Raw genomic sequence first — 20,019 nt, forward strand, 5'->3', positions numbered from 1 at the left:
ACAGATACCAAACGAACAAAGAATTAGAAATACAACGAGGTGATGTATGAACAAGTTAATCGCACTTGGATTGATGGCTTTATCTATGAACACGGCTTTCGCGGCTGACGGTACTTATGCGAGTACTCTCGATATGATGAGAAGCGAAGGCAATCAAGTAAAGGCTGAGCGTGTTGAATCTGATCCAGTGCTTGAAGGAAGAAATGACGCCGCTAATGGCGGAATAAAATTCCAAAAGAACGTTGATCAAGACCAAACGATCCAGCTTACAGGTCGTCGTGATTAACGTTAAAGATGTGCTTACCATTGTCATGAGAAATGCTGGGCCCTCGGGTGCAGCATTTTTCGTTATTGGGTTGTGGAGTATTTTATAAACTCTAGCGATCTAGCCTTGGCATGTTGTGTAACGTGTGGCATTTTGTTGTTCTCTAATTTAAGAACGCGACTCGGTGTTGGTTAAGCATTACAAACCAGTAAGCGAACGCTCGAAAGGACTAGGAATGACTCAAAAAGAAACGGGAATGATTCGTCATATTCTACTGATTAAGTTTAAAGAAAACGCTGAGGCTTCAGAGGTTCAAAAACTAAAGATGTTGTTTGAAGCGATACCAAACAAGGTTGAAGGGGTCACTTCAGTAGAATGGGGATTAAATGACAGCCCTGAAAACAAGAATCAAGGTTATACCCACTCGGTGTTAATGACGTTCGCCGATGAAGAAGGCCGTCAGAATTACCTTCTGCACCCTGAGCATGATGCGCTGAAAGATGTGTTTCGTCCGCTTTTAGAAGACATCATTGTGTTTGATTACTCCCTGTAATTAGGTTCTGAGTAGGTCTCTTGTGTTTTACTTACCTTCGATAATGAAGAGTTAGGGCCTAGCGATTAAGCCCTAACTCAATAAGAAACGACTTACTCTGTTGGCGAAATAGTGACTGGTGCAAACGATGCGACAGCATTCCCGCCTGCGCCCCAGCGGTAGCGAGGCCAGAAGATAACTGTCTGATTGGGGTAGTACGTCTGTTTGTCGTAGTCCAGATAAGGCATCTCAACGAGGTCTATCTGTGGTTCTAAACGACCTTTATGTCATCTACTGTTTACTCTCATTTTTATTCCGTTAACCTGCCAATAGGCAGTAAAGTTAACGCAAAGCGTGAATAAGAATGGCATTACTTTTAAATAATGCCGTTGTGTCACGGTTAAGCTCTAGTCAATTTGATAGCCACTTCTGATTCCAGTTCACTTAATGGTCGAGGTTTACTGAAGTAATAACCTTGCAGCAGATCTATCCCCAGTCCGTTTAGGCGTTGGTTATGATCAGCAGTTTCCACCCCTTCAGCTACAACACGATAGCCCAAGCTTTTACCCATCATGATCATAGTGTTGACGAAGTCTAAGTTGGTCTGCCCTTGAGTTATGTCAGAGATAAATGAACGGTCGATCTTTACTTCACTTAGTGGAAGTTGCTTTAGTAGAGATAGAGAAGAGAATCCCGTGCCAAAATCGTCAAGAGAGATAGAAATTCCTACATCGTGTAGTTCTTTAAGTGAGTTTATGCATAACTCGTAATCGACAATTGCTGCTGACTCGGTTATCTCAATACAGAATAACGTCAAAGGAAGCTGGTATTGGCGAATAGTTCGAATGATTTCTTGAGCGAAGTGAGGCTGTATCAGCTGTTTTGCACTGATATTAATGGAAATATGGCTCATGGTTTGTAGCCATTCAGATCCTTCAACATCCTTACAAACTCGATGAATGATACATTCACCAAGCTTGCTGATTAGGCCAGCTGATTCAGCAACCTCGATAAACTGGTCAGGAGGGACATCCCCCAATGTTGGAGATTCCCATCTTGCTAGTGCTTCAACAGCAGTAATCTTTTCATCTTGCCCACAATATTGAGGTTGGTAGTGCACCTTTATTTCTTGTTGAGCGATGGCACGACTGAGTTGGTGCTCTATTTCGATTATGTTTTCCGTCTCTTTTGCCATTGACCTTTGAAAGTTGAGATAGCTTTGTCCTCCCAGCTTTTTAGCTTGATACATGGCAATGTCGGCCTGCTTAATTAATTCTTCGGCACTTACGCCATCATAAGGATACATAGCGATGCCTAGGCTTCCTTGGCTGATAATCTCAATATCATCAACGATCAATGGGCTTTGAACGGCATTTAAAATCTGCGTGGCGAGTGCGTTGATGTCTGCTTCGGAACTGACATTACACAAAAACAAGAATTCGTCACCTCCCAAACGTGCGACAAGGTGTTCACTTGATAGCACGTTCTGAATATGTTTGGTCACGTGGCAAAGAAGTGCATCACCGACGTGATGACCAAAAGAGTCGTTGATAATCTTAAAACGGTTAAGATCCATCAACATGACCGCGCGTTTTTGGTTAGGTCGATTCACAATGTGTTGCGCGATGCTTTCCATTATTTTCCGGCGATTAGCGATGCCAGTAAGCGCATCATAATACGCCATGTGTTGAATCTTTTCCGCATCTTCTCGCTCTTGAGTTACATCCGTCATTGAGCCAATGAAGCGCACAGCCTGCCCTTCTGCATTATGAACCGCTGAGCCATTGGCATGAACCCAGATATATCCGCGATGTTGCGTCTTCATCCTGAATTCACATTTGAACGGTACTTCTTCGTTTAAGTGGTTATGAATGGCGGACTCGAGAAGTTCTAAGTCTTCTGAGTGTATATATTGGAACAGATGGTCACATCCTAACTTACGATCAGAAAAGGTATCTTGACAGCCAATCATTTTGGTTAACCGACTGTTCCAGACAAGAGTATTGGTTAGTAAGTCCCAATCCCAGATACCATCGTTTGAGCTGTTAGATACTACTTTGAGCTGTTGCAACAACTGTTGGGAGTTCTTCTGACGATTGTTACTTGTATTGATAAGCTCGTCGCGCTCGATGAACAGTGCGAGCATATCTAAATAATTATTGAATACCGATTGTGTACCGATATCTTGGTGATCTTGCAATGAATCAACAACAGCGACGAGCTTCCAGTGATCTTCTTGCCCTGAGTTGATAGGAAGAATGGAAGCAACGAAATGATCATAGCGTTCGAAAAATGGGAAATTGCGAATATCGTCTTGAATATCTGTTTGTTGCGGTAGGGTAGTTGGCTGAGTCATGCCTTTTTCTACCCATTTCCTAATAGTGTATTGCTCCGAATTACACTCAGCGAGACAGGCCCAGTCAAGATTGTTTCCGTAAAGGCTTTGAGCATCTCTAATTGAGTCAAAACCTCCTTGTGCTTGTGAATAGAAATTTTCGAATATCTCAGCGGGAGAACGCCCTTGCACATTTAAGAGGATTTGGCGAGTTGAGTTGATATCTTCTTTATGTTCGAGATCTGGGTTTGTGTTACCGCAAGACTGATGAACGATGAGCTTTTGCGGGACACTATTATTGGCATTATTAAAAGGCTTCCCAGAAATACGTTCCAACACGCGGTGAAATACTTGCGTCGCTAGAAGCTCAAGCTGTTGGTCTACTGTTGTTAACTTGGGATTGAATTGTTGACCGACGAAAATATTATCAATGCCTACGATGGCGACATCGTCAGGTACCGAGATATTGCTGTGAGACAGTTGCTCCATCATACCTACAGCATTGTGGTCAGTTGCGCAGATAACCGCAGTGCATTTGGATTTACGCTGTATAAATTCTATTGCGGCTTCTCGTCCCCCAGATAGAGAACAATTCGACACGCGGAAGAAATGGCGTTGGTTGAATGAGCCTTTATGATTAATCACCGTGCGTTGATACGCTTTGAAGCGAGACCTGATATCATTAACAGTGAGATCGCCACAAAAGCCGATTTCTTCGTGTCCTTGACTTTGTAACCATTCATAGAGCTTAGTGACACCATCGCTTTGCACACTATAATACTGCTCAACGGGCAGCGGCGCATAGCTTGCTCCAATAGAAATGACTGGAATGTTTGCGTTTATAGCTTCTTCGATCAACTTTACTGTCGCTGCATGGAGAACGACCACAAGGGCATCGAGATGATTAAAATATATAGGAAGTTTAAAATCTCTTCGCTCACCCGAGCGGATGAAGATCAGATTGACTTTATGGTTTTTCGCAAGCCTTCTAAGGGTTGCATTTAGCTCGCCCATGTAGAAGCCACTGAGCATAGGCAGCACAATGCCAACGGTAGGACGTTTTTTAGATGTAACAATAGTCATGTTATTAGCCGGTCGAAAGTTGTGTTGTGTAGAACTGTTTTCGGGGGAGAATAGGTATCTTTTTATTATTTCTTCCATGCTCTACTAAGCGAGCTTGAAAATAAACTTACGGCAAAAGGAAATGCAAAACCACGCACAATCCGAGTAAGTCTAACTCATATATTTGAGAGGTTACTCAGAAGCGGTCCTCAATTTATGGACATGACTTAAGCGACTGATCTGTTCTGACAGTACCTAGAATAACCGGAACGGATTATGACTAGAAACGCAGAAACCACTCTCCTGAATTTAATTGCAACAATAAATGACATACAAACGTAGAGGTAGCGCACAAAATCGAAAAAGGGGATATCGCGATTACGTAATCATTGATCTAGCCGATAGTGAGATAGTGATAAGAGGTCGATAATTCGTTGTCGGATCTAAATTAGAACTGTAAATCTAATTTCTAAGTAGTTGTTATCTCAGGAAGAGTTTTTGTGCTATGCGCCCCTATATTAAATACATTATCCCTATTTTAATTCCTTTCATTATCCTCGTCATGCCGCTATCAGCGTTTCCATTTGAAGGCCTTACGATTATTCAACAACGCGTTATCGCGATCTTTTTATTAGCGGCATTGTGCTGGGTGTTCGAGCCCATCCCGATCTACGCGACGTCTGTTGTTATTATCGTTCTGCAATTATTGATGTTGTCGGATAAAGGGCTGATCTTTTTAAGGTTTGAGCATGGGGAGGAACATTTTGGTGAGCTGTTAAAATACAGCGATATCATGGCGACATTCGCTAGCCCAATCATCATGCTGTTTTTGGGTGGTTTCTTCTTAGCAATGGCCGCCACTAAATATCGATTAGACGTAAACTTAGCTCGCGTGTTGTTGAAGCCATTTGGACAAGACCCAAAGTTTGTGATGCTCGGCTTAATGTTGATCACTGGTATCTTTTCGATGTTTATGTCTAACACGGCAACAACGGCAATGATGCTCTCTATTTTAACGCCGGTACTGGCTGTGTTTGGTCCGAAAGACCCCGGTCGTGTAGCGTTTGCGCTTTGTATCCCGGTTGCCGCTAACATCGGTGGCATTGGTACTCCGATCGGTACCCCTCCGAACGCTATCGCACTTAAATATTTAGTTGGCGATAACCTCATTACGTTCGGTGAATGGATGGCATTTGGTGTGCCGTTTGTTGTGATTATGATGGCGTTAGCGTGGTTTTTAATAGGCTTTATGTACAAAGCTGACCAAAAGAAAATCGAGCTAAGCATCAAAGGTAAATTCCTTAAAACGCCTAAAGCCATTGCGGTGTACGTCACTTTTTCGCTGACCATCATTCTTTGGTTAATGGGTTCAAGCCATGGCATGAACTCTTACACCGTCGCTCTGATTCCTGTCGCTGTGTTCTCACTCACAGGGATCATCAATAAAGAAGACCTGAAGAAAATTTCTTGGGACGTATTGTGGCTTGTATCAGGTGGTATTGCGCTTGGTTTAGCGCTCGATAAAACTGGCTTAGCAAAGCTCGTGGTACACAGTATTCCGTTTGATAGCTACTCACCCTATGTGGTGTTGTTCGGAGCGGCGTTCTTGTGTTTGGTAATGGCAAACTTTATGTCTCATACCGCAACGGCTAACTTGTTAATGCCAATTATGGCGGCATTAGGTTCGTCTATGGCTTCACTCACGCCACTAGGCGGTGAGCTAACGTTAATTTTGGTTGTGACTTTTGCCGCTTCATTAGGTATGTCGCTGCCAATCAGTACGCCACCGAATGCGTTGGCTCATGCCACTGGTCATGTGCAAAGTAATCAAATGGCCAGAATCGGTATTATTTTGGGTGTGGTTGGTGTGCTACTGAGTTTTGTTATGGTGTGGGTGCTACATTCAATTGGTCACATAGGATAACGATACGTGTATCAACAAAAGCTAGAAGCACTGATCGAGCGCTATTTTAACCAAACAGAACGTCGGGTGACGTGCTGTGCCGGTAACACCATTATTGAACAATCAGCGTTAAACACTCGTTTATATTATGTGTTTAGTGGAGAACTGGAAGGGTTTTATACCGATGCGAATACACCGCAAGTGCGAGTATTTAGCGCGGGTAGTGGGGCTTTTATAGGCGTTCATAGCTTCTTTTCAGGTAATTGGACAGCATCTTCAACGGTTGTTGCTAAAACCGATGTTGAGTTAGCGTGGATCGATAAAGACACGCCTGCAGAAGATGAACGTAAATTTGGTCCTCTTACCGCACAGTTCACACCTGTAATTGTCAATGAGTTGTCGCGTCGTCAACGCCGCGCAACACAAGAAGCGATAGCGAAACAAAAAGCGCTAGAGAAGTTACATACTGCTGAGCAAATGACGACCTTGGGTCAATTGGCTGCAGGGATTGCTCATGAGCTTAACAACGCTATTGGTGTCGTAAATAGTAAATCTGGTCGACTTGAAACGGTCATCATGGATCTGCTTGAAGAAGTGCATCCAGAAGCCAGTCAATTTTTCGATTTTGGGTTAATGCATGGTCAGAAAACGTCGTCGTCAGAAGCACGAACACGTGGGCGACAATTTGAAAGAAAATATGGTTTAGACAAAAACATTGCTCGCTCTCTTGCAAAGGCGATTCCAATTGATGCTTTATCTGCAACAGACGTTATTTCAAAGCATTGGCTGAAAAAACCAGAAGAAGCGATTCGTTTTTGGCAGATGGGCTGTGATTTACATGATTTGCGTTTGGCATCTAGACACACCGTCGGCATCGTAAAATCGGTTAAACAACTTGGCAGAGTTGATATCGACACCGAAGAAGCGGTTGATATTAACGACTCCATTAACCATGCCTTATCGTTGCTACAAAGTGAGTTACGTAGAGTGTCTGTGCGATTGAGCCCTGCGGATTTACCGTCTTTTAAAGGCTCGAAAACAGAGCTCGTTCAGATTTGGGTCAACATTGTAAAGAATGCTTGTGATGCAATGTCGAATTCAGACGATGCCGCAATAGAGATTCAAACCAGATTAAGTAAGAAAAGGATATTAGTTACGATCGCGAATAACGGCCCTGAGATAGACGAGGCGACTCGTAGAAAGGTATTTCAGCCCAACTTCACCACTAAAAAAGGTGGTTTATCGTTTGGATTGGGCTTGGGTTTATCAGTAGTTAAGCGGATTGTGGCGGGTTATGGCGGAAGTATCATTGTGAAAAGTGATGCTTCTAAAACTGTATTTAGAATCAAGTTACCAGTAGAGGGTGAACATGGAGAAGCTTAATTTAATCTGTGTCGATGACCAGAGAGAAGTACTGAGCGCAGTGGTACAAGATTTAGAGCCGCTGGCGAGTTGGCTGAATATTGAAGATTGTGAATCAGCACAAGAAGTGCTTGATCTCATTGATGAACTTGACGCAGAAGGCGAACACATTACCGTCATCGTGTCTGATCATGTGATGCCAGGGAAAACGGGTGTGGAGTTACTCACTGACGTGTTCCATGACAGCCGCTTTCCGAATACAAAGAAAATTCTTCTTACAGGGCAGGCCACTCATACCGATACCATCAATGCGATTAATGCAGCAGGCATCGACCGTTACTTTGAAAAGCCTTGGCAAGCAAGCACATTAGTTGAGTGCATTCGCACTCTTGTCACTGAGTACATATTTGATCAAGGGCTTGATTACACGGACTATCAGAATGAGCTCGACCAGCAGGTTGTGTTGAGACGCTTACGTTAGTCTCTTATGTTAGCGACTTACATTATTCACTAGTGTAAGTCGCTTGAAATTCTATGCACCGAAGGACGCTTTCTGAAGGGTTTTTCTTTGAAAGATGTAATCTTTCGCTGCTTATTTTACCTACCTCTTTTAGTCGTTCAGGTTTTGGTACTCAGTTATTAACACACTGGTTGCTGGCTTTAGTCTAAAACTCATACGCTACGCCAACGCCAACGCCAACGCCAACGGATGCATTGTGTTTTCTTCAGGAACGATTCCCTGAACATACAGCAGAGCTAAAATGTGTCGCAGAGTTCCCGTGTCGTTTGTTAGAAAAGTAAGTCGAAATTATTCAAAAGTGATTCCTAACGCGTGGGACGTGGAGTTCTAAGCCAAATCGGTACTTACAACGTAAAGGACTAGGCTTTAGACGGCTTACTGCGTAATAATGCATTCGCCCACAAGTGGGGGTTTATAGTCAGTAGGATTTTAAAATGAGTGAGATTGCTCGCTTTATATCTGGTGAAGCGCCGGACAAATTTGGTCGAAATATAGAACAGTTATTGGCTTACAATCATTTTTGGTTGGAGCATGACCATAAGTACATTCAAGTGTTCTTCCCAATAGATGAGGGGACTAAGTTTAATCAACATGCCCCGTTGGTTACTCAAGAAGATAAGGTGCTTTTTGCTAATTCAGAAGCGCTCCGCACAGCTCATCTACAAGTGCTTGACCTGATGCTTGAGTTTTGGGGTATGCAGCGAAACGGGAGTGAAATATCTTCATCGTTACCACTTAGCCCGGCTAATCACGTATGGTTAAAGAATCATGACCATAACCAGCTAAGGTTAACGCGAGCCATTCGCAGTTTATACTTGTTGGGTAATGAAGAGGTTGCGGCTCGGTTATGTGACTTTTTAGTATCAGCGGCGACCGAGACAGGGTTGGTGTCGGATAAAACCGTTCAGTATTGGCGCAATGCCTTGGAAGGTTAGGGTTTTTCTGTGCAGAGCTTCCGGCACTGCTCATAATTGATTCTCAATGCGCGGTATTTTGTACGATGCCGCTTTCTCTATATTCAACATTTGAATGCAATTTGTGGAATATATCAAAGTTAATTAAACTGATGGTAAGTTATTACTTTTCATTATGTTAGGGTTCTTTTCTTAAGGTCAGCGGATTAGGAAGAGGCTAATGAAAAAGGGATTTGTGATAGCGATATCAATCGGCTTTGTTGTCTTCTTCCTTGTTGGTCGTGAGCTTCAGTGGTTCGGGTCCAGTAATTCCGAGTCGTTTCCTAAACTTCCGGATAGTCCCCAATTTGTTCCTTCTATCGATTTCGATGGTGAGTGGCTAGGCCGCCGTATTAACACCACTGGCAATAATATGTGTGAACGCACAACCATCACCGGAACTATTCGTGAGGGTAAGGCTACTCTAAGGCTTACCTACAATGGAACACCGTTAGAGGGTTGGGTGACGGAAAACGGCGACTTACGTTTATATGCTAAACATCGCCAATGGGATTATCGTTTTTCCGCACGTGGCAGTGGCAGTAGATTTGACGGCCGATGGCACTTAACCAATGGGCCGTGCCAAGGAAGTTGGTTTCTAGAAAAGGTCGATGGCAAGTAGGGTTGTTACTACAAGACGCCGTTTAAAATTAACCAGCACAAGGTTCTTTTAGGAGAGATAAGTGATCAGATTAATCGCCGTGTTCATTGTGGCTTTCGGGCTAGGTGCATATGCGAGCTTACATGTTTTGACAGACTATGTTGTGAGCATTGAAGACAGTCATAAAGCTGCGGTGCGGCAAGGTTTTGAAACCTATAAATATGCAAATACAAAAGACCTTGCCCCATTAATTAAAACATCGAACTTGTTAGCTCGTTATAGTGCTTGTGAATTAGAGGGAGATGAAGGCGATGCGATTGCATTAGCCCTGTCTATTAACGCTATTTCCTTTGGGATGTTATCGAAGCAAGCGTCTGACCTCGATCAAGACACCTTTAGGACTGGTTTGATGATGTACGGAAAACTCAAAGACAACGAAAAAGCGTCTGGTCAGTTAACTGAAATACTTACTGCGTACTGTAAAGATAGTCTTCGCTATCTATACGACTGTGAAAAACTTTCTAATTTGTTAGGCGAAGAATGGGATACACAATGGAAGGAAGTGAAACCAGTATGTACCTAAAAATGATTCAACATATACGGCATTTTGCTATGCCGTATTCAGATGTGATTTGAAAACAAAGGACACAATATGGAAGTAAGGTTGGTCAAAGGTTCAGAGCCTAAGTTCGCTGAATCGATCACCAAAACGAATATGGCGAGTTACTATCAAGCTCGTGGAATCGCTTGGGGTCATAGCCAGTTTTTACGCAGCTGGGATGAGCTGGATAACTATGAAATTTATGTGGGGGATCGCCGTATTGGTGTTGTTCGCTTCAGTTACGCTAGTGGTACAACGTTTCTTAGGGACTTGCAGATATTAGCTGACTGTCAAGGTCAAGGTTTTGGCTCTAAGTGTCTCGATTTGGCTATTGAACATGCGAACAATCAAGCATCGGCTCAGTTAGTGTTGCGCGTGTTCAGTGAGAACCCCGCCATTAAGCTTTATCAATCAAAAGGTTTTACTCAGTTGTCTGAAGTGAAAGGGCTCGTTGAAATGGAGCTGCCTTTAGGGTCATCATTGAGAGAGTGTCATGGATAACCGTATCCAACTAAATTTTGTTAAATACTTATTTTCAGAGTTGCTGTTTATTGTTATTGCACTAGGTCTTGTCTATTGGATATCAGACGGTGATCGTTCATCGCTGCTAACCATAGGGCTGATAATTTGTGTTCCTCCATTAATAAAAATTCTAATGTTGTGGTGGAAGCTTCGCGATAGCTCGTTTGAAATCACGAACGGTCATGTACGTTTAAATGGCGTTGCTTGTGATGTGACTTTACAGCGTAGCTTTCTTCCGTTTGAAATTGGCTCATTCATCAAGCTTTCATACACGAAAGGTGCAATGCAGAAACACAATATTTACCTTTCTAAAGGCGCAATGAGCAAAGAAGAATGGAGCCGTATGTTAGCGTGTCGAACTAGGTCGCCATAAAGAAGCGACATCGCTGTTACTTGAGCTTTTAGTTTCCACGACGAATAGCGATGCGATTAAAGAGTACCAACGAGCGATCTCTTTATATGCTCAAGACCTAGATAAAACCTGGTAAGCAGCGCGTAAAGCTCATTAACTCACATAACAAAAAGCCTAAGCATCAATATGATACTTAGGCTTAAAGGCATAGTTTTTGTTCTTTAGGAAAGCGTTACGCTGAAAGCTCTTTACGAACGATCTCTGCGCCAGCACTTAGCGCATTAAGCTTCGCTGAGGCTATCTCGCGAGGTAGGGGAGCCATGCCGCAGTTGGTGCAAGGGTAGAGCTTGTCGGCATCAACGTACTTAAGTGTTTCACGTAGAGTGCTAGCCACTTCTTCCGGTGTTTCAATCGAATCGGTTGCAACATCAATCGCACCGACCATTACTTTCTTGCCTCGTACGAGCTCAAGCAGCTCAAGAGGTACATGAGAGTTGTGACACTCTAAAGAGATAATGTCGATATTCGATTGCTGCAGCTTAGGGAAGACTTCTTCGTATTGGCGCCACTCGGTGCCTAATGTCTTTTTCCAATCCGTATTCGCTTTAATGCCGTAGCCATAACAAATATGGACTGCTGTTTCGCACTTAAGCCCTTCAATGGCTCTTTCCAAACAAGCGATGCCCCAATTGTTCACTTTATCAAAAAACACGTTAAACGCAGGTTCATCGAACTGAATAATATCCACGCCTGCCGCTTCAAGTTCTTTGGCTTCTTCGTTGAGGATCTTTGCAAATTCCCACGCCAGTTTTTCACGGCTTTGGTAATGCGCATCGTAAAGTGTATCAATCATGGTCATAGGCCCCGGCAGAGCCCATTTGATCGGTTGGTCGGTTTGCTGACGTAAGAACTTCGCATCTTCAACAAACACAGATTTCTGACGAGAAACTGGGCCTACAACCGTCGGTACACTCGCATCGTAACGGTCGCGGATTTTAACGGTTTCACGCTTTTCAAAATCAACGCCATTCAGGTGTTCAATGAAGGTCGTTACAAAGTGTTGACGTGTTTGTTCGCCGTCACTCACAATATCAATGCCTGCTTGCTGTTGCTCGTGCAGAGAGACACGCAGCGCATCTTGTTTGCCGTCTGTGAGTTCATCGCCTTGAAGTTTCCATGGCGACCAAAGCGTCTCTGGTTGTGCAAGCCAAGACGGTTTCGGCAAGCTGCCCGCTGTTGAAGTCGGTAATAGTGTTTTCATAATAATATTGCCTATCCTTGGGTGGTTTGAGAGCGCAATAGACGATTAAAGTGCGTAATTTGCCGACCAGTTCTCTAGAACTGATTGGTATGGCTTAATGAACTTCTCTTCTGCGAATTTACCTTGTTCAACAGCTAGCTGGCTTCGTTCTTCACGGTCGTACACGATTTGAGTCAGCGAGTGATCCAAGTTTTTCAAGTTTGGTTGGTAACAGTTACCCGCAACCGCGTTCGCGTTGTAAATCTCAGGTCGGTAGATTTTCTGGAACGTACCCATGGTACTGATGGTGCTGATAAGCTCTAGGTTAGAGTAATCGTTCAGCAGATCACCAAAGAAATAGAAGGCCAAAGGTGCAACACTGTTAGGCGGCATGAAATAACGAACCTGTAAGCCCATCTTTTTGAAATATTGTTCAGTTAAAGAAGACTCATTCGGTTGGTATTCAAAACCTAATACTGGGTGTTGGTTTTCAGTGCGGTAATAGGTTTTATTATCTGACACGCTTAAGCAAATAACAGGTCGTTTATTAAAGTTCTTTTTGTAAGCGTCAGAGCTAACGAAATATTTAAAAAGCTTACCGTGTAAGTCACCAAAATCTTCTGGAATGCTGAATTTATCTTGGCCTTTATTATGATCCAATAGACGTACGCTAAAGTCATAATCTCGAACATAAGAAGAGAAGTTATTTCCGATAATGCCTTCAATACGCTCGTTAGTTTTACGGTCTACAATATTGGTTTTCAGCACTTCAATTGAAGGGAATGCTTCGCCGTTGCTTTCAATATCCATATCAACAGAAATGATTTCAAGCTCAACAGAGTAGCGGTCGCCCTTAGGGTTATCCCAGTGCGCTAACGCGTTGAAACTGTTATCGATCATTTGTAGTGCATTGCGTAAGTTCGCTTGACGGCTGTCACCGCGAGCCAGGTTAGCAAAGTTGGTAGTGATACGCGTGCTGTCTGCAGGCTGGTAGTTTTCGTCGAGGCTAATGCTCTTAATCGTAAAATTAAATTCTTTATTCATGCTGATTTGGTATCCCAATTTTTTTCTGATTCTCTCGGTCTTTAGTATTAAAACGGCTTTTATTTTTTGCTTGTGACCGGATTAAGAATCGAAGGCTATGCTGTCTGAAATTAATACTTAGTAGAATTAATGTCGTATAAAGTTAATCGCTTAAGGTTTTTATACGTTGATAGGTTGACCATTAACAATGGTATTACTTCACATTCAACATGAGGAATATTCATGATCTATTCTGTTTGAATATTTAAGTCGGTGTCAGTTATATTAATTAGCTTGATGGAAATATAACCACATTAATAGTGCGTTATTTAAGACAATTAATTTAATTAAGAGATGGATGAAATGAGTGAATTGCTGTTGTTGATTTTCTACTGTGCGTTACTGGGCAGTGGTGTTGGGTTTCTAGCCGGTTTGTTAGGTATTGGCGGAGGGCTGATCATTGTTCCCGTGTTAAGCAGCATTTTACTGTATTTAGAAGTTCTTCCGTCTGACCAAGTTGTTGTCGCGGCGATCGCTACCTCGTTGGCATCAATACTGTTCACCTCAACGTCTTCTGCACTTGCTCACCACAAGAATGGCAACGTGCCTTGGGATCTGGCGCCTTGGATCATGCTCGGTGTTGCTCTGGGTGCACTGGTTAGTGGCTTTATGGCGGCTCTGTTGCCAGAAAAAGTCGTTCGTATTGTGTTCGCCGTGAGTGTGGTTCTTATTGCGATCAAGATGTTCTTAAGCAGTAAAAATGATGCACCTAAGGAACGAAAACTGCCAAACAAGGGCGTGCTAACGGTGCTGACAACCATTACGGGTGGCTTGTCTGCCATGATAGGCATTGGTGGCGGTGCATTGTTGGTTCCGCTATTAACGTTCTTCTCTGTTGATATGAAAAAGGCCATCGGTTGTGCGTCGGCTTGTGGCATTGTCATCGCGTTGTTTGGCTCGATAGGTTACATCAGTTCAGGCAGCAGCCACTTTGCTCTATCAGACGGTTTTGCTGGCTTTGTTTATCTGCCTGCGCTGCTGGGTATTGTGTGCACGTCTTGGTTCACGGCTCCGTTGGGCGCAAAAGCCACCAACCATTTACCGGTTCCAACGATTAAGAAAATCTTCTCAGTACTGCTGGTGGTTATCGCAGCAAGCATGGTTGCTCGTTAATTGAAGATCGTTCAAGTGTGAATATATAGAACAAAAACGAATAAATTGATCAACCACCAATAATTAGAAAAGGGCAGTTTCATAACTGCTCTTTTTTGTTTATCGGTCTATGCTTATACAGCTATGTACATGAGTATATTGATAAAATCGTTTAGTTATGAACAATTCACTGCTATAGCTAAATGTATCTTGTTTGATTCAACGGAATGCTATCAATGAGTGGTTTATGGATCCTTTAACGCAGGGCGTGTTAGGCGCTTCTTTGTCACAATCGACAAGCAAAAAACAACATTTGGTTGTTGCTGGGTTATTAGGGCTGCTCTCCGGGTTAGCGCCAGATTTAGATGCACTGATTAAGTCTCAAAGTGACCCTTTGTTGGCTTTGGAGTTTCATCGACAATTTACCCATTCACTCTTCTTTATCCCCATTGGCAGTTTGATCTGTGCCTTGGTTTTGCATCACCTGATTGCAAAAAGGTGTGGGCTTTCTTTCAAACAAAGCTGGCTGTTTTGTGCTCTGGGTTATGGCACTCATGCACTGTTAGACGCTTGTACTACTTATGGCACGCAGTTATTTTGGCCTTTCACCAACGCGCGTTTTGCTTGGAACACCATCTCAATCATCGATCCTGTTTATACGCTTCCCATCCTAGTATTGCTTGTGTTTGCAACGTTGAAACGAGCGCCTTGGTTCGCGCGTGTCGCGTTTGCTTGGGCGCTAATTTATCCAACATTAGGGATGATTCAACGAGACAGGGCAGAGGCGGTTGGGTGGCAATTAGCGCAAGAAAGGCAACACACACCGATTCGATTAGAGGCAAAACCAAGCTTCGCTAATATCTTGGTGTGGAAAGTGGTGTACGAAACAGAGGCTCAATATCATGTAGACGCAGTGCGGGTTGGCACATCGGTAAATGTATATCTCGGAGAGTCGATTGCGAAACTGAATGTTAGCAGGGATTTACCTTGGCTAGACCCAGATTCCCAACAAGCCAAAGACATTGAACGTTTCCGCTGGTTCTCGAATGGTTATATTGCTCAGGACCCAACAGACGAGCTGCGTATTATCGATGTCCGATATTCAATTGTACCGAACCAAATGAAAGCACTTTGGAGTATCAAGCTATCAAAAACTGTTGATGCAAACACGCATGTAAAATACGAAACTCATAGAGACAACACACCTGAGTCGAGACAGATCTTCTTCGATATGCTGAAAGGAGATTGATGGATTCCGATAATTTTCTTAATTGGAGCCACTTTCATATTTATGTTGGTAAGCAGTTAGGTGTAGTGCGTTAGGTTTTGTATGCTATTGGATATAAGTACGATAATATTTGGTTAGTCTCTCGAGGGAACTTACATGCTTATACCGTTTGGTCTAAAAAATGGAAAAATACACCACGTCAAAAACGTCCTTAATGGTTTAGCTTGTGACTGCATTTGCCCCAGTTGTGGAAAACAACTCATTGCTAAAAACAAAGGTCAAAAAAAGCGTCCGCATTTCGCTCATGCGATTGAGACTGATTGCTTTGACTATGAAGCAATGACTTACCTTCATCAATATGCACAACAGCTATTAGAATCAGAACAATGCATTGTATTACCTGAATTCACATACACACCTGAAATAATTCTACTCGACGACACGGTTCTTATTGGAGAAGAGATAAAGTACCCAACAGCAAAGGTTTGGTTTGATTCTGTGCAAAACGAATATTCTTGGCACAAGTATCGAATTGATAGCCATGGAAGGGTAAAACATCGCTCGCTATTTATTGAAATTACAGTTACTCATGAATGTGAGGCAGAAAAGTTGGCAGCGATAAAAGAAGAAAATCAGCCCGCTATAGAAGTCGTTTTAACTAGCCTGCATAACTCTGACAGATTGTATCAAGATAAAGAAATCAGAAAGGCTCTTTTCAATCCTATTAACGCTAATTGGATACACCATCCGAAGGCAATGGAAAAAGTAAATAAAGCTCTAGCTGAACTAAAACTTGAAGCTGAAAACAGGAACCGTGTTATTCAAAATCGTTTAGATGCTGAGGAGTCTAGAAGACAACAGCTATATGAGCGTGAGCAGAGAAAAGAGCATAATATTGAAAATGCGAAACAGCGATTCAGAGCTGAGATCAAAGACGAACTAGATTGGTTGGGTACTGTTGATAGCAGTTGGATTTTTCGAAATGAACAGCAGAAGCAAAACGTTAACCCTGATTTTTTAAAGTGGGTGAGTGTAGATAAATACTCAGGCTTAGTTAATTTTAAAACCGATGTTGACTGGATTATCGAGTGTCAGCGTGAGCAATGGCAAGCGCTTATCGTTGATCATTTGTATCGAATTGGTGTAAATCAAGATATAAAGGCTTTCGACATAAAGCGCTTTGTTCAGAAAAATGCTCCTATGAATTCAAACATGTTGCGATTGAATATGGCTCAATATCAAGCAAGGCAAAAAGCAAAGGCTAACGGGTCACAGACTAACAAGCGTATTGCTTGGTATTTAACGATTGAAGAAAACCATAAGATAATCTCTCCTTTTAAAGTAATACTTGATTACCTTCAGTATTTAGCAATCAACGATGTGGTGACTACTACAATTGCCCCAACTGTTTTTCAGCTAAGAGATCAAAGCATCGAAGATTTCAGACATAGAATGCAAAAGAGAAAGGAAGAAGCAACAAAACTTCGAGAAGAACGCTTACACAAAGAACGTGAAACAGAGCTTATAGCAGAGCGAAATAGGCAATTAAATGCCGAAATGAAGCAGAAGCGGATTCAAGATATGATTGAAGCAGACGAGTTTGTTTTCAACCACCACGGTGGTTATGGTCTAAGGTGTAATAGTTGTCTATTTACATCACCTAAAAATAAGGTGCGAGTAGATTCAAATTGCCCAGTCTGCAATAAAAAAACAGACTACAAAGAAGTGTTCATTACGCAAGATTACCTTGATACTGCGATACATCGATATCAATGTGGGGTCTTGCCTCTGAGAAGCTTAGAACGTTACCCGTAGAGGTAAAGGGCACATTAAGTGCCCTTTTCTTATAAATAACGACTTCTCAAATGATCTTTGAAGTATTGCGCATTTAAGGTTTCGCCCGTTGCGCCTTTCACCAAGTCATCGGTGGTCAGCAGGCTGCCTTTGCTCCAAATATTCGATTCTAACCAAGTGAAGATAGGTGATAGGTCACCACTTTCAATCACAGAGTTCACATCTACCGTTTTCTTCATTGAAGCCATGAACTGCGCCGCGTACATCGCGCCTAATGTGTAAGATGGGAAGTAACCGAATGCGCCGTCTGTCCAGTGGATATCTTGCATACAACCGTTAGTGAAATTGCCTTGAGTGCTTAAGCCAAGGTATGACTGCATCTTGGTATTCCATAACTCTGGAACGTCGGTGTGTTTGATCTTGCCGTTGATCAAGTCACGTTCAATTTCGTAACGTAAGATAACGTGCGCAGGGTAGGTCAGTTCATCGGCATCAACACGGATGAAGTCTTTCTTCACGCGCGTGTAGATCTTCTGGAAGTTCTCTTTCTCAAATTCTGAGCCTGAGAATTGCTGACCAGCCAAGTTCGCTAAGTGTCCAATGAACGGGTCGCTGCGGCCGACTTGCATCTCGAAGAACAGAGACTGAGACTCATGAATGCCCATAGAACGAGCTTCGCCCGCTGGTTGTCCTGCTAGGTGTTTTGGTAAGCCTTGTTCGTAACGTGCGTGTCCTGTTTCATGCACAATGCCCATTAAGCTTTGAACGAACTCCGCTTCGTCGTATCGGGTTGTGATACGCACATCTGAAGGCACGCCGCCACAGAATGGGTGAACACTTTCATCCAATCGGCCGTGTTCGAAATCGAACTGAAGCAGCTTCATGACTTCTAAACCAAGTGCTTTCTGTTTCTCGGTCGAATAGATACCTGATGGTGCGTTAAATTGCTCGCTCGACTGCTTTTCGATCACTTCATCAATCAAGCTTGGAAGCCAAGTTTTAACGTCTGCAAACAAGATATCAAGCGAAGCAGAGCTAGTGCCCGGTTCATAGATATCCAGCATAGCATCATAAGGCGTTAGATTAGCTGCGTCTGCGCGGATCTGCGCTTCTTCACGAGATAGCTCAACCACTTCACGCCAGTTCTTTTCGAATCCAACCCAGTCGTTGTTACCGCGTTGGCTACGCCACGCATGTTCACATTTTGAACCCGATAGAGATTTCGCTTCAACCAGTTTTTCTGGAAGTAGGTTTGCTTGTTGCCACTGGCGTTTTATTTCACGGAGTGACGATTGTTGCTCAGTGTTCAGCGCTTCATTTTCAGCGTCTGCAATCCAATCGCCAAGCTGTGGTTGAGTCATTAAGCCGTGAATATGAACAGAAAGCTCGGCCATCGCTTCACTACGAGCTTGGTTACCACCTGCTGGCATCATTGAAGCTTGGTCCCAACCACAAATAGAAGCTAGGTGTTGAAAGCGTGAACATTTTTGAGAGTGTTCGACTAGTTTTTTGAATGCGCTCATTTGACTACTCTTAATTTGGTTTCTTTAAAAGATCCTTAGGGCTGTGTCAGCGTTAAGGTTCATCTCTCGTGTACTTTGATTATGGCTCTGCTTTTCAAAGACGCTGACTTGCGGAGTCGAAGATATAGCGAGAAAAGCATGAGGCGGTACGATGCCTTGAATTTACTATTTCTTAACAAATTAAACTGTTCTATTGTGCACAAAATCAGTGAGTTGTATAGCTGGTGGTAATTGTTGCTTGCGAATTGTTCAGATACACGGTATTGATGATAGATTGCTGAACAAGAATGACAATGATATGGATATTTTGAACTTTGAGGCATTTCTAATTGCCATCACTATTTTAACGCTAACGCCGGGCTTAGATACGGCTTTGGTGATTCGCAACACCAGCCGCTCTGGCTTAGCTGACGGTTGTATGACGAGCTTTGGTATTTGTAGCGGCTTGTATGTACACGCGTTTTTCTCTGCTGTGGGTATATCTGCAATCCTCGCCCAGTCCGCTGAACTCTTTCAAGCCGTTAAGATGGTGGGTGCGGTTTACCTCATCTGGCTTGGCTTAAGCAGTTTGCGAGCTTTGATGAAAAACGGTGGCGGTTTGAAGGTAGGTGAACAAGCTCAGCAGGCTTACAGTGCAAAGCGTTCTTTGCGTGAAGGCTTTCTGTCTAACGTTCTTAACCCAAAAACAGCAGTTTTCTATCTGGCCTTTTTACCTCAATTTGTAAACCCTGAAGGTTCGCCTTTATTGCAATCTATGTTGATGGCTTCGGTACACTTTATGATTGCGATGGTGTGGCAGTGTGGTTTGGCTGGTGCACTTAATTCCGCTAAAAACTTGCTCAAGAACGCGAGTTTTATGAAGTGGATGGAAGGCGTGACGGGCATGGTGCTGGTTGGGCTGGGTGTTAAGCTTCTGATGGAAGAGCCTGTGTAGTTCACCGTTTTCCAGTTGAACATGAATATATGAAAGCCCACGATGTGTCGTGGGCTTTGTGCTTGTGCGCCGAGCATGGCGTTGATCTAGGAGGTGAAAGTCCTCTACGGGCTCAGT

General features: G+C 43.1%; 18 protein-coding genes and 1 pseudogene. 14 read left to right on the forward strand and 5 right to left on the reverse strand.

The genetic code is table 11. The annotated features are described in order from the left end of the window. Positions 1 to 46 precede the first annotated feature (46 nt). Together AB6E30_RS18465 and AB6E30_RS18470 are read left to right on the forward strand one after the other, a co-directional pair. The gene (locus tag AB6E30_RS18465) at positions 47 to 286 is read left to right on the forward strand and encodes a hypothetical protein (protein WP_017069969.1); all 240 of its coding nucleotides are present in this window, start codon (positions 47 to 49) and stop codon (positions 284 to 286) included. A gap of 214 nt (positions 287 to 500) precedes the next feature. Beyond that, positions 501 to 818: a Dabb family protein gene (locus AB6E30_RS18470; protein WP_372084301.1), complete on the forward strand. Its 318-nt coding sequence runs from the start codon at positions 501 to 503 to the stop codon at positions 816 to 818. Positions 819 to 964: 146 nt separating this feature from the next. On the opposite strand, the pseudogene AB6E30_RS18475 reads toward AB6E30_RS18470, so the two are convergent. Both AB6E30_RS18475 and AB6E30_RS18480 read right to left on the reverse strand, forming a co-directional pair. Beyond that, positions 965 to 1,075, reverse strand: a pseudogene (locus AB6E30_RS18475) (DUF3103 family protein); the annotation flags it as partial. 122 nt (positions 1,076 to 1,197) lie between these two features. Beyond that, positions 1,198 to 4,215, reverse strand: a complete 3,018-nt coding sequence (locus AB6E30_RS18480; RefSeq protein ID WP_372104786.1) for an EAL domain-containing protein — start codon at positions 4,213 to 4,215, stop codon at positions 1,198 to 1,200. Between the two features lie 484 nt (positions 4,216 to 4,699). On the opposite strand from AB6E30_RS18480, the gene AB6E30_RS18485 reads away from it, so the two are divergent. From AB6E30_RS18485 to AB6E30_RS18520, 8 genes are all read left to right on the forward strand, one after another. Then, the gene (locus AB6E30_RS18485; protein ID WP_372104788.1) at positions 4,700 to 6,118 is read left to right on the forward strand and encodes a DASS family sodium-coupled anion symporter; all 1,419 of its coding nucleotides are present in this window, start codon (positions 4,700 to 4,702) and stop codon (positions 6,116 to 6,118) included. A gap of 6 nt (positions 6,119 to 6,124) precedes the next feature. After that, a complete protein-coding gene (locus AB6E30_RS18490; RefSeq protein WP_372104791.1) occupies positions 6,125 to 7,480 on the forward strand; it encodes an ATP-binding protein in 1,356 nt (451 codons plus the stop codon). Continuing rightward, a complete protein-coding gene (locus tag AB6E30_RS18495; protein ID WP_010438444.1) occupies positions 7,467 to 7,940 on the forward strand; it encodes a response regulator in 474 nt (157 codons plus the stop codon). Before AB6E30_RS18490 ends, AB6E30_RS18495 begins: the two co-directional genes overlap by 14 nt. A 473-nt stretch (positions 7,941 to 8,413) precedes the next feature. Next, complete coding sequence (locus AB6E30_RS18500; protein ID WP_017062405.1) at positions 8,414 to 8,914, forward strand: opioid growth factor receptor-related protein; 501 nt, start codon at positions 8,414 to 8,416, stop codon at positions 8,912 to 8,914. Positions 8,915 to 9,113: 199 nt separating this feature from the next. Next, positions 9,114 to 9,554 carry a hypothetical protein gene (locus AB6E30_RS18505; protein ID WP_017062406.1) on the forward strand — a complete coding sequence of 147 codons (441 nt, stop codon included), beginning with the start codon at positions 9,114 to 9,116 and terminating at the stop codon, positions 9,552 to 9,554. A 61-nt stretch (positions 9,555 to 9,615) separates the two neighbouring features. Then, positions 9,616 to 10,116: a hypothetical protein gene (locus tag AB6E30_RS18510; protein ID WP_017064207.1), complete on the forward strand. Its 501-nt coding sequence runs from the start codon at positions 9,616 to 9,618 to the stop codon at positions 10,114 to 10,116. A gap of 69 nt (positions 10,117 to 10,185) precedes the next feature. After that, on the forward strand, positions 10,186 to 10,635 hold the full coding sequence (locus tag AB6E30_RS18515) for an N-acetyltransferase (RefSeq protein ID WP_136973884.1): 450 nt from the start codon (positions 10,186 to 10,188) through the stop codon (positions 10,633 to 10,635). Continuing rightward, the gene (locus AB6E30_RS18520; RefSeq protein WP_017062409.1) at positions 10,628 to 11,029 is read left to right on the forward strand and encodes a hypothetical protein; all 402 of its coding nucleotides are present in this window, start codon (positions 10,628 to 10,630) and stop codon (positions 11,027 to 11,029) included. The genes AB6E30_RS18515 and AB6E30_RS18520 overlap by 8 nt, the downstream gene beginning before the upstream one ends. 211 nt (positions 11,030 to 11,240) lie before the next feature. Here the strand turns inward: AB6E30_RS18520 and AB6E30_RS18525 are convergent, their stop codons facing one another. Both AB6E30_RS18525 and AB6E30_RS18530 read right to left on the reverse strand, forming a co-directional pair. Further along, positions 11,241 to 12,269: a methionine synthase gene (locus AB6E30_RS18525; RefSeq protein WP_372104794.1), complete on the reverse strand. Its 1,029-nt coding sequence runs from the start codon at positions 12,267 to 12,269 to the stop codon at positions 11,241 to 11,243. 45 nt (positions 12,270 to 12,314) lie between these two features. Continuing rightward, a complete protein-coding gene (locus AB6E30_RS18530; protein ID WP_136978032.1) occupies positions 12,315 to 13,292 on the reverse strand; it encodes a DUF1852 domain-containing protein in 978 nt (325 codons plus the stop codon). 342 nt (positions 13,293 to 13,634) lie between these two features. Here AB6E30_RS18530 and AB6E30_RS18535 point away from each other — a divergent pair, with 342 nt between their 5' ends. The 3 genes from AB6E30_RS18535 (at position 13,635) to AB6E30_RS18545 (ending at position 17,466) form a co-directional block, all read left to right on the forward strand. Continuing rightward, a complete protein-coding gene (locus tag AB6E30_RS18535; protein WP_029235341.1) occupies positions 13,635 to 14,444 on the forward strand; it encodes a sulfite exporter TauE/SafE family protein in 810 nt (269 codons plus the stop codon). A 226-nt stretch (positions 14,445 to 14,670) separates the two neighbouring features. Beyond that, a complete protein-coding gene (locus AB6E30_RS18540) occupies positions 14,671 to 15,672 on the forward strand; it encodes a metal-dependent hydrolase (protein ID WP_372104797.1) in 1,002 nt (333 codons plus the stop codon). A gap of 135 nt (positions 15,673 to 15,807) precedes the next feature. Beyond that, complete coding sequence (locus AB6E30_RS18545; protein ID WP_372104799.1) at positions 15,808 to 17,466, forward strand: hypothetical protein; 1,659 nt, start codon at positions 15,808 to 15,810, stop codon at positions 17,464 to 17,466. A gap of 29 nt (positions 17,467 to 17,495) precedes the next feature. Here the strand turns inward: AB6E30_RS18545 and AB6E30_RS18550 are convergent, their stop codons facing one another. Next, positions 17,496 to 18,968: a carboxypeptidase M32 gene (locus AB6E30_RS18550; protein ID WP_372104801.1), complete on the reverse strand. Its 1,473-nt coding sequence runs from the start codon at positions 18,966 to 18,968 to the stop codon at positions 17,496 to 17,498. Positions 18,969 to 19,266: 298 nt separating this feature from the next. Here AB6E30_RS18550 and AB6E30_RS18555 point away from each other — a divergent pair, with 298 nt between their 5' ends. Continuing rightward, positions 19,267 to 19,902: a LysE family translocator gene (locus AB6E30_RS18555; RefSeq protein ID WP_017058961.1), complete on the forward strand. Its 636-nt coding sequence runs from the start codon at positions 19,267 to 19,269 to the stop codon at positions 19,900 to 19,902. The last annotated feature ends 117 nt before the right edge of the window (positions 19,903 to 20,019 follow it).

Origin of the sequence: Vibrio sp. 10N.247.311.12, from assembly GCF_041467515.1 — a bacterium.
GTDB lineage: Bacteria > Pseudomonadota > Gammaproteobacteria > Enterobacterales > Vibrionaceae > Vibrio > Vibrio crassostreae_C.